The organism is Candidatus Izemoplasma sp., from assembly GCF_982632705.1.
This window is the reverse complement of sequence record NZ_CEXEES010000017.1, coordinates 20,018-32,386: the sequence shown is the minus strand read 5'-3', so window position 1 is coordinate 32,386 and position 12,369 is coordinate 20,018. Positions and strand designations below refer to the sequence as shown.

Annotated in this window: 7 protein-coding genes; all 7 read right to left on the bottom strand. The window is 34.5% G+C overall.

The window, feature by feature from the left end; translation table 11 throughout:
• The coding region (locus AC2LE6_RS03915; protein WP_484477945.1) for a hypothetical protein at positions 1-360 on the bottom strand (360 nt) is incomplete at its 3' end.
• Complete coding sequence (gene sufC / locus AC2LE6_RS03910; RefSeq protein WP_484477944.1) at positions 360-1,199, bottom strand: Fe-S cluster assembly ATPase SufC; 840 nt, start codon at positions 1,197-1,199, stop codon at positions 360-362. The genes AC2LE6_RS03915 and sufC, both read right to left, overlap by 1 nt.
• A gap of 159 nt (positions 1,200-1,358) precedes the next feature.
• Positions 1,359-5,399: a carbohydrate binding domain-containing protein gene (locus AC2LE6_RS03905; protein WP_484477943.1), complete on the bottom strand. Its 4,041-nt coding sequence runs from the start codon at positions 5,397-5,399 to the stop codon at positions 1,359-1,361.
• 316 nt (positions 5,400-5,715) lie between these two features.
• Complete coding sequence (locus AC2LE6_RS03900) at positions 5,716-7,365, bottom strand: cellulase family glycosylhydrolase (protein WP_484477942.1); 1,650 nt, start codon at positions 7,363-7,365, stop codon at positions 5,716-5,718.
• Positions 7,366-7,485: 120 nt separating this feature from the next.
• The gene (locus tag AC2LE6_RS03895) at positions 7,486-8,106 is read right to left on the bottom strand and encodes a GDSL-type esterase/lipase family protein (protein WP_484477941.1); all 621 of its coding nucleotides are present in this window, start codon (positions 8,104-8,106) and stop codon (positions 7,486-7,488) included.
• A gap of 10 nt (positions 8,107-8,116) precedes the next feature.
• Positions 8,117-8,587, bottom strand: coding sequence for an MgtC/SapB family protein (locus AC2LE6_RS03890; protein ID WP_484477940.1), 471 nt, complete (start codon positions 8,585-8,587; stop codon positions 8,117-8,119).
• Positions 8,588-8,684: 97 nt separating this feature from the next.
• Positions 8,685-12,221 (bottom strand): pyruvate:ferredoxin (flavodoxin) oxidoreductase, encoded by a 3,537-nt coding sequence (gene nifJ, locus AC2LE6_RS03885; RefSeq protein WP_484477939.1) that lies wholly within the window; start codon positions 12,219-12,221, stop codon positions 8,685-8,687.
• Positions 12,222-12,369: the final 148 nt, after the last annotated feature.

The following is a 12,369-nucleotide window of genomic DNA, read 5'->3' as shown; positions in this document are numbered from 1 at the left end:
TAATAGAGTTGTGTTATTAACAAATTCACCGTTTTCTTGTACGTAAAACACAAATAATGATTTTGTATATATTTCATTAGGTCTAACGTATATAACGATACCACTATTACATTCTTCAAAGTTATAGTCATATGCTTCTTCTTTGTATGAATTGAATAAACTTCCTTCAAATAAATCAGGCATATCAACTAAAGCTTCGTCTATTTGCTTAATATATAAATCTTCGAACTCTTTATCAAGTTGTTCTGCGATAATTCTACCATCTTTAACAATGACAAAATTATCTAAACTTTTTGTTAATTCTACTAATTTCTCTGGGATATCTTCATTTAATAATTCTGTTTTGTTATATTGTAGCATTATAGGTCTAAAGCTTCCTTAGTAGCACATGTACCAAGCATTACTCTTTCCTCTTCTTCTTCAACAATAACTCTTTCATCTTCGATTCCCAATTCTTCTTTTAACCAATCGTAACCTTCAGTATCGATACGTTTCATTAATGAACTATCTCCAGATCTTACGATTTTACCTTTCATCATTACGTGAATGATGTCTGCTTCAATATACTCTAATAATCTTTGATAATGTGTGATTAATAATAATCCAAGATCTTTATTCTTCATCGCTGTTACATTTTCACCAACGATTTTAAGTGCATCTACATCTAGTCCACTATCAATCTCATCTAGTATTGCTATCTTTGGTTTTAACATTTTCATTTGAAGAATTTCATTACGTTTCTTCTCTCCACCGCTAAAACCTTCATTAAGATATCTATGTGGTAAATCTGAATTCATTTTAAGATCAGTTACTGCTATATCGTATTCACGAATGAACTTAAATAATGAAATGTTTTTACCTTCTTCAAGTCTTGAATTCATTGCAGTCTTGATAAAGTCACTATTTGTAACTCCAGGTACTTCTGCGGGATGTTGCATCCCTAAAAATAAACCAGCTCTAGCTCGTTCATCTACTTCCATATCTAATACGTTCTTACCATCAAGTAAAACTTCCCCTTTGGTAACAGTATATTTTGGGTGACCCATAATAACGCTGGCTAATGTTGATTTACCTGTACCATTTGGCCCCATTATTGCGTGTGTTTCTCCACCATTTATAGTTAGATCTACACCTTTTAATATTTCTTTGCCTTCAACTTCGGCGTGTAAGTTTTTAATAATTAAAGTGCTCATACACATACCTCCTTTAACTCATAAATATTCTACATTATATACTTATATAATGGAAGTGAAACGATATATTTTTTAAATACTTATTTATAAAACTATTTATAGTAGTTTGTGTACAAAAAAAACGGAGTATTTCTACTCCGTTTTATTTATAATTTGCTTCACTTACTAAGGTAAAACAATTCCTTCATAAGCAACGTTTACAGTACCAGTTGCAGTTTGAGTTGTACAGAATACAACTACTAAACTTAATGAATTTCTTTGTTCTAAAGTCCAATCGCTTAAATCTAATACGATTGTTTGCTCTAATCCATCACCTGTGATGTCAGCAGTTTCTTTGTTTAAACCACCTGGAGCTTCTACTTTGAACTTATAGTTATGTCCAACAACACCAGTAAATGTGAATTCAATTGCGTCATTAGTTCCATCAAATACAACGTTTTGTTGTTGAGCGTTGAAATCCCACCACCATTCAGTAGCGATATCATAAGTGATTGCAACATCTCCAGTACCTTCAACTACAGTAGTTGTGCTCATACCAACCCATACAGGATCAGGAATAGCAATAACTAAACCTTCGTATGAAACAGTAACTGTACCCGCAGTTCCAGCAGCACCTTCAGTAAATACGATAACTTTACTTAAAGCATCTCTTTGTTCTTCAGTCCAATCTGTAAGTGCGATTTGAACAGTTTGCTCAGTTCCGTCACCATCGATTTTAACTTCTTTATTAAGACTACCAGATTCTACTTTAAATACATATTTATGTCCAACTTCACCAGTAAATGTGAAATCAATTGCATTATTAGTTCCATCAAATTCTAGGAATTCGTGTTGAGCACTAAAATCCCACCACCATTCAGTAGTCACGTCATAAGTAATTACAACATCGTCTTCACCTTCAACAGCAGTAGTTCCACCGTAACCATTCCATACAGGAACGATAACAACAGGCTCATCTTCTACTAATACTTCGATTTTAACATTGTCTAAATAGAACATTGTTCCAGCGAAGTTATCAGAAATTTTACCTAATTGGAATTCAACTTTTGCAACAGGGTTATTCATATATGTAAATACATGCTCGTATGATTGGAATTCAGTACCCAGTGCTAAGATACCAGTTTCATATCCATTTGAACCATCATATACGTTTACTTGGAAATCTCTTGCAGCATCACCTTTAGCATCGAAACTTAACTTGTAAGTTTTTCCAACTTCCCAAGTGATTCCATCGAAGTTAATTTGGTGGTTCCAAGATTCAGTTCCAGCCCCGTCATATGTGAATACTAATTCGTTCCATGCTTCTGATAATGAACCTGTAATCATTGGATCTAACCAGTCAGCAGTCCATGAAGACCATCCGTTAAGATTTGTGAATCCAAAATCTCCGTTTACTACTTGATCAGTATCGACAACTAAGTCACCATCAATAGCAGTAGTTTCTTCTAACATTACGTTATCGTAAGTTATAACACTTGGTACAGCAACTACGATTCCACCATCATTAGGTCCACCCATTTCGATTGAAATTTTAGCAGCACTATCCGCTTGTGCGAATGTGAAATCTACAGTATATGTAGCTGTTGTAGTAGTTAAACTTACAGTTTCAGTATACTCTGTTCCATCTGCAGCAATAACTTTAACGTTAACATCTCTATCAACAGTAGTCATAGCTTCAAATGTTAAACGATATGTTTTATTTTCAACTAATGCAAGTCCTTCTTGTACAAATTGGATGTTCCAGTTTTCAGCACCGAAGTCTACGATATCAAATACTGCATTTCCACCACTGAAATCTGCAGTTACAGATGTAGAGTTCCAGTCAGCAGCCCACATGTACCATGGGTTTACATCAAATGTACCGTTTGGCATTAAGTCTGTCATTTCATATACATCTTCACCTTCACCAGGTATAGCAACTTCGATTTTTACATCGTCTAAGAAGAATCTAGTTCCTGCGAAGTTTTCAGTTAATTGTCCTAATTGGAATTCTAGAGTTTGTGAAGCTCCACCATTATATTCAAAGATAAATGTAAACTCTTGGAAATCTGTAGTAAGAGCTAACGCTCCTGATTCAGTTCCAGCAGATCCATCCCAGAAGCTTACTTGGAAGTCTCTAGCTAAATCACCTTTTGCTTTGAATGTTAAACGGTAAGTCTCACCAGCTACTAAAGCAATTCCACCTTGTTCTAATTTGTTTTTCCATGATGCATCACCTGCAGCATTATAAGTAAACCAACCTTCATTGTAATATACTCTGAAGTCTTCGTCTCCAGCTTCTGACCAAGAACCCCAACCTTCAAGCATAGTCATTTCAGAGAAATCACTATTTAATAACACGTTAGTATCTGCAACGATGTCACCATCAACAGCAGTAGTTTCTTCTAACATAATGTTATCGAAAGTCATTGTGCTTAATGCAGCGGCATTAACATTACCAAATAGAATTTTGAATATAACAGTTTTATCTTCTGCACCCATTGTGAATTCTACAGTATGAGTTTCCATTGTAGTTCCAACAGTTACATATTGATTAGCTAAACCACTATCTCCTAATTCTACTTCTACGTCACGTTCAACAGTACTCATAGCGTCGAATGAAACACGATAAGTTTTGTTTGCACCCATAGCTACACCAGGTTGTTCAATAATTTGAGACCAGTTGTCTCCAAATGCTTGAACTTCTGCGACAACTTGTCCATCAACGATGTTGAATTTAGTTGCAGCTCCTACCCATTCTTGAGTAAAGAATTGCCATGCCACAGCTTCAAAGTTACCATTTGTAATTAAATCAGTATCTTCAAATGTTAAGTCTAATATAGTAATTACACGATCAGCAGTTGCTTCATTACCTAAAGCATCAACAACAGTATAAGTTACGTTATATACACCAGGTACGTCAACTTCAAATACATCACCAGATAATACGATATTTGCAGTTACGTCTCCGTCTCTACCATCAACAGCCATTACGTCTGTTAATGCAGTTAAACCTTCACCAACAAAAGCAGTTGCATCTTCAACACCTGATAATACAGGAGCTTCAGTATCTGCCATTACAGTTACCCAACGTTCAACTAAATCATAGTTACCAGCTGCATCATATACAGCATAGCTTAAGTAATATACACCAGCAACTAAAGGATCAACAGTATCTCCATTAACGAATATTGCTGAAGTTAAATCTCCATCAACACCATCAAGAGCAGTTACACCTTCAAGTGCATCGAAAGTTACAGCATCTTCTATATAAATAGTAGAATCCATTACACCACTAATAACAGGTGCAAATACATCTTCACCACTACCACCTTTAACAACTAAATTGTCAAACCAGATTGTAGCGTCTAAACCTTCAGAACCTTCAATGTTACCCATTTCAAGTACAGGTCCACCATTTTGATTATTCAGTTCCATATTGAACCAAAACTCATAAGTTGCCCACTCATCAGTTAAAGTAAAGATTTCTTCACCTTCTATTTTGAATGGAGTAAACCAAGGAGCACTAGGTATTAATTCACCAAAATTAAAGTGGAATTTTTTACCATCGATACTTGATTTAGCATCAAATCTTACTAAGTAAGGTTGTCCAGGTTCCATAGCTAACCCTTGGAAGTCTAATCTAGTTTCATATCTTAAACCACCAGATACAGTTTCTAACTTCATAGATCCACCATGTTCAACTTCGTCCCATGAAACTACAACAGCTCCACCACCAGCAACGTAGATATTCCATCCATCGTTATCTGCAGCAGTATCCCAATTCCAAACTTTAAGTTCAGGACCGAAATCATCATCTGTCATTGTTTTTTGGTTAATAGTTAAAGTTACAAATTCTCTAATAAATCCTCCAGCACCAGTTACTGAGTATTCAAGAATACACGTAGTTGGGTTTGCAGTACTTATTACATGCATATCATCAATATAACAATCTGCACTATCTACAACGATGTTTTCCGTAAAATCAGTTCCATCGCTACCAGCAGCAGTTACACCAGTTAATACATTAAATACTTCGTCTTGCTCAACTGTTACATCTGCCGTTAAACCACTAAATGATAGTGTGACAGGATCAGGTTCGTCGCAATCTTCATGATTTGGAGTTACATCACAATCAACTACAGGATTGTCATCTTCAGGCTCAGTACATGCCGATAGACTAATTCCAAGGCTGAAAATCGCCAATAATAATAAAATTTTCTTCATTTTAATCAAAATCCTCCTATTTATTTTTATTACATAGATTAACCACCTTTTGCCTTTTTATAGACTACGGTAATTTACTATGCTACTTTACACAGTAAAAGTATATCATACAACGAAATCGTTTTCAATGACTTTCTAAACCGTTTTCTAAAATCGCTTACATCTTACAACAAAGCCCTTAACAATGATTTTGCTGTTTTCGTTAATTTTAGTTAGTAATAAAGCCATATGTAACTGGTTTCATACGTGGTTTTCGTAAGTATAATATTATTAATTTTATAAATAAGAAACTCAAAGTATAAAAAAAAGAAGAAACTTATTCAGTTTCTTCTGTTGGTGACCAATCTGTTGGTACTAATCCTGCTTCTACTAATCTAACGATATCCCATTCCATATGTGACCCTTGTAATATCTGGTAATTCCAGAAGAAGTGTCCAAATCCACCTTCGAATACATTAAACTGTGCAGCTAAGAATGCTTCCTTCATTTCGTTGGCTGATTCTTGATCTAGTCCTTCGTAAAGAACTACTGGTAATCCACCACTCCATTCACCAACTATTACAGGTACAATTCCATCCCATCTATGAACGGATTTAAAATCTTCTACTTTAACCCATTCTATATGATCAAAGATATCAAAATCTGTCCATTCACCAAATACATGATACAAGTGAACATCAAAGAATACATTTGTAAAATTATTCTCTGTGCTTTGGAAGAATTCTGTCCATTCAGAAGTCATATAACCTCTAAATCCATCATGCATACCTACCCAAACATCTGGATTGTACGCTCTAATAATATTATATCCATCTACATAGAAATCTTGTAAAACATCAAGAGGTACTCCCCATCCAGGTTCATTTAATAACTCAAATCCCCAGAATGAATCAAACTGATTAAAGTGTTGAACCATATCTCTTATTTTCAATAATGTTTGTGTTACATACTCCGGTTTTGCGAACTCATTAACACCCGCTAAACCACCATTATCAAATCCATTTTGTCCACCTGGTGCTGTATGTAAATCAACTAACACATCAATTCCATACTCCTCTGCCCAAGTCATAGCTTGATCAATATATTGTACGCTATTAATATAAGTTACAGCGTAATCTGTCATTATATGAGTTTGTGATGCATCATCCCATAAAGGTAATAACTCATCCTGATATGCTGAATCTCCCCACATCCACCAAGGAATTGGTAAACGTATGTAATCAATACCGATATCACTTAAGAATTCAAAATCTTCTTCTGTGATAAATGTTTCCCAGTGTTCAATTAAATCTGCTTCTGCATTCGGATTATTTATAATCCAAGTTGTTTCATCATGTGCACCGTTAATACCTTCAAATAACTCAGGTGACATCCAGCTTTCTAAAACAAACCATCCACCTAAATTAACTCCACGAACTTTTCCAGTTGCACTGAAGTCTACTGTTTCTATTTCTAATTCACCTTTACTAAAATAAAAGTTGAATTGATCTCTTCTTACGTAATTAGTTAATGAATCATCTATTTGTTCCACATCGAATTTAACATAACCATCTTTAACAATGTCTGGACTAAATGTTTCGTAGAATCTATATTTCCCGATATCATTTGAATCCAACCATTCTTCGATTGCTTCTTTTGATAACCCTGTAAAATCAGGAACTACAACTTCTCCATCAGGATCATACCCTCTTGAATAGTACACTGTTAATTCATCCCACTCTTCAAGTTTTGTTCCTGCTTCAAACTCCTGATCAAATACTGTACTTGGTTCCACATCATCACGATATTCACTTGATGATTTAATATTTATCTTATTAGTATTACCCCATTGAAGAACTTCTGTGAATGTCATACCTGTAAAATCTATTACTGTAATTGATCCACTGTCATCTACTGGTTTCTCTTCACAACCGGCTAATGACAATGTTACTAAAAGCACCGCGAAAACTATCATTAATTTTTTCATAATATTCCTCCTAAAAACTCTTACATTTGTGATTATAGCACAAAAAAAATGAAACTAAAAGGTTTTCGTTTATTTTCGTAAAAGAATATTTACAAATAAAAAAGAGAGCAAAAATGCTCTCTATACGTATTGTAATATTAATTCCGATAATACTTCATAACCTTGTTCATTCAAATGAAAACCGTCAGATGTATACTCTAAGTTAAGTTGTTCAAAGTTATTTGCAAGATGTGGGTTAAGATTTAAAAACTTAATTCTATTTCTTGATGTATAATTTCTTATGTAATAATTCAGCATATTAATATCGAAGTTACTTCTTTTATCAACATAATCTCTGTTAATGTGATCTTGATGAACAGGGTTCACAGGTAAGACTGACATTACAACAATTGTAGTATCTTTTGATCTTAACTTAACTTCATTTATAATCTCAACTATGTTATTATACACTTCTTTTACATCTCGTTTATCAAATCCAATGTCATTACTTCCAATTGAAAGAAATAATGTACTTGGTTTATATTTTATTGCTCGTTTATACAAGGTATCTTTCAGTAATATCGTAGTATCACCGCAGATTCCATTATTGTATATTATTTCGTCGTCTATTAACTCGTCAAGTTGGATGTTATCAAAAACACAATCTCCAACTAAAACAACTTTTCCTTTTTCAACTTCATTTTTTCTAATTTCATCTAAGCGAAATTTATAATGTTTTTTTACATTGCTCATGTTAATCATAGTCCACTCCTTATGTCGAATATTTCGTGCCGAAAAATCCTTTTATTATTGTTAAAACTAAAAATGCAGATAAACTGACCACTATACCTAATATAGTGTAACCGGATGCAAATATAATACCAATAATTGCACTAATCCATAAACTTGAAGCTGTTGTTAAACCTGTTATATAACCATTTGTTTTAAGTATAGCACCAGCACCTAGAAAACCGACCCCTGTAATGATTTGAGCAATGATACGTTGTCTTTCTAACATAACATTCTGTGCTAAATCTGGGTTAGCTCTAATAAACTCGATTGCATCTTGTACCATCATTTCCTGTACAAGTGTAATACCTGCAGCCCCAAGTGCGACTAGGATGTGAGTTGTGAGCCCAGCAATCTTGTGTTTTCTTTGTCTCTCGTAACCAATTAAACCAACAAATAATATGGTTAAACCAATTGTTTCAAGGATATACCAGATGTCGATTACTTTCTCCATCTAATCACCTCTTTCCGTTTGTAACAGTATATTATACAGGCTTATTTGTAAAAAATCAATAATAAAAAGGTACGACTTTAAAATCGTACCTTTAGTATTATTCAGAAATGCTATAATCCATTGCAGCATAACGTGTATACATTGCATATCTACGTTTTGCTTCATATAAGTTTGCGTTATATAATTCTTCTGCTTTATCAGGGTTAATATCCACTAATTGAGCATAACGAGCTTCATTCATTAAGAACTCTCTATAACGATCCCAGTTAGGAGCTTTAGAAGTTATTTTGAATGGATTAGTTCCAGCAGGTTCTAATCTTGGATCAAATTTAAATGTTGGCCAGTAACCACATTCTGTAGCTAATTTTGCTTGGTTCCCAGAGTTAGTTAATCCACCTTTGATTTTGTGAGCAATACATGGTGAGTATGCTAAGATGATTGATGGTCCTTTGTAAGCTTCTGCTTCTCTGAATGCATCAAGAACTTGTTTCTGTGAAGCACCATGAGATACTTGAGCAACATAAACATGTCCATAACTCATAGCGATTGCAGCTAAATCTTTTTTCTTACCTTCTTTACCAGATGCAGTAAATTTAGCAATTGAACCAGTTGGAGCTGATTTAGAAGATTGTCCACCTGTATTTGAATACACTTCTGTATCTAATACTAAGATGTTGATATCTTCGCTGTTAGCGATAACGTGGTCTAATCCACCGTAACCGATGTCATAAGCCCAACCGTCTCCACCAATGATCCAGTTTGATTGTTTAACGATATAGTTTGATAACTCATCAACTTCTTTCGCCCAAGCTTCATCAGAATCTTGTACGATTGGCATTAACTTGTTATAAACGTCTAATGAGATGTCACCATCAGTTCTATTTTCAATCCATGTTTTAAATAGTTCTGCAGTTTCTTTAGTAACATTATCTTTATTGTTAACAAATAAGTTTTGTAATCTATCTCTTAATGCTTCATTAGCATGTCTCATACCATATCCGAATTCTGCGTTATCTTCGAATAATGAGTTTGCCCATGCAGGTCCACGTCCATTTGATAATGTTGTATATGGAGTAGCAGGGAATGATGCACCATAAATACTTGAACATCCTGTTGCATTAGCAATTTGCATTCTTTCACCGAATAACTGAGTTACTAATTTAACATAAGGAGTTTCTCCACAACCAGCACAAGCACCACTAAATTCAAATAATGGTTTTGCGAATTGTGAGTTTTTAGCATTTGTCTTACCAACTAAGTCATCTTTATAAGTAACATCGTTGAATAAGTATTCTGAGTTTTTGATTTCACCTTTTTCGATTTCTTCACCGATAGGTGCCATCGCTAGTGCTTTAGTTTTAGCAGGACATACTTCAACACATACACCACAACCTGTACAATCTAATGTAGAGATTTGGATTTTGTATTTCAATCCTTCTAATCCTTTACCACGAGCATCTAAAGTAGTTAATCCTTCAGGCGCATTTGACATTTCTTCTTCCGTTAATAAGAAAGGTCTAATTACTGCATGAGGACAAGCAAATGCACATTGGTTACATTGAATACAGTTATCATCTATCCATTCAGGTACATAGTTAGCGATTCCACGTTTTTCATATGCAGTTCCACCATTATCCATTGTTCCATCTTCATAACCAGTGAATGCAGATACAGGTAAATCATATCCTTTAATTGCATTAACAGGATCAGCGATGTTTCTAACGAAGTCTGGTCTTGTACTATCTACTACTACTGCTTCAACTTTTAAGTCAGCCCATTCAGGTTTAACAGCTAATTCGATTAATCCAGCTGCTCCTGCATCGATTGCTTTGTAGTTTTTGTCAACGATTTCTTGACCTTTACGTCCGTATGCTTTTTCAGCATATTTCTTCATAAGCTTAACAGCTTTATCGTAAGGTAAGATTTGTTCGTTTAATGCAAAGAATGCAGATTGCATTATTGTATTAATCATAATTCCTAAACCAGCTTCTTCAGCTAATTTAACAGCATTTATGATAAATAATTTTGCATTTTTCTCAGCCAATTGTTTTTTAACTTTATTTGGTAATAAAGCTTCAACTTCATCAACTGGTACTACCGTGTTAAGTAAGAATGTTCCACCTTCACGGATACCGTTAACCATATCGTATTGAGTTAAGTATGAATCTTTACTACAAGATACGAAGTGTGGTTGATTTACTAAATATGTAGAACGGATTGGAGTAGGTCCAAAACGTAAATGCATACGTGTTACACCACCAGATTTTTTAGAATCATAACTTGAATAAGCTTGACCGTATAAATCAGTGTTTTCCCCAATAATTTTTATTGTGTTTTTAGAAGCACCAACAGTACCATCAGAACCAAATCCGAAGAATAATAATTCAGTTGTTCCATCAGGTTGTGTATCGATTTCTTCATTTACTAATGATGTATGGTTAACATCATCAACAATTCCGATTGTAAATCTAGCACGTTTTTCGCCAACCATGTTGTCGTAAGCAGCTAAGATTTGTCCTGGAGTTGTATCTTTTGATGATAATCCGTAACGACCGCTGAAGATTTCAGGAGCGTTCTCTTTACCGTAGTAAACAGATTGGATATCTAATGTTAAAGGTTCACCAATAGATCCAGATTCTTTCGTTCTTTCTAAAACAGTGATTCTTTCAACTGATTTAGGCATAACGTTCATTAAGTACTCTATGCTGAATGGACGATATAAATGTACAGTTACTAAACCAACTTTACGTCCTTGTTTTTGTAAGTAATCAACTGTTTCTTCAATCGCTTCAGTTACAGAACCCATTGCGATGATAACATCAGTTGCATCTTCTGCTCCATAATAAACAAATGGTGCATAGTTACGACCAGTAATTTTGCTAATCTCAGCTAAGTATTCAGCTACGATAGCAGGTACGTTTTCGTAATATTTGTCTTGGATTTCACGAGCTTGCATATAAACGTCATCGTTTTGTGCAGCTCCTGTAGTAACAGGTTTAGAACTATTTAATGCTCTTTTTCTAAATGCAGCAACTGCATCTCTGTCTAATAATCTGTCTAGATCTTCGTAATCCATTACTTCTACTTTATTCACTTCATGAGACGTTCTGAAACCGTCAAAGAAATGTAAGAAAGGAATACTTGATTTAATTGCAGATAAATGTGCTACTGCTCCTAAATCCATTACTTCTTGTACTGATCCACTTGATAAGATTGCGAACCCAGTTTGTCTTGCAGCCATAACATCTTGATGATCTCCAAAGATACTTAATGCTTGAACCGCGATACTTCTTGCAGCAACATGAATAACACCTGGTAATAATTCCCCAGCGATTTTGTACATGTTTGGTAACTTTAACAGTAACCCTTGAGATGCTGTGTAAGTAGTTGTTAATGCTCCAGCTTGTAAAGAACCGTGTACAGTACCAGCAGCTCCAGCTTCAGATTGCATTTCAATTACTTTTACTGGCATATCAAATAAGTTCTTCTTACCTTGAGATGCCCATAAATCTGTGTATTCTGCCATCGGTGAAGATGGTGTGATTGGATAGATTCCCGCTACTTCTGTGAATGCATATGCAACGTGTGCAGCAGCTTGGTTTCCGTCCATCGATTGGAATACTTTTTTTGCCATAATGACATTACCTCCAATATATAATTTTCTTTCGTAATTAATATTACGTAGTCATACATTTTAGATTATAAAACAAACTATTTCATTTTACAATATAAGTTGCATATTTATTTTAACAAAGAAAACACTTACATTCCACGAACTTTAT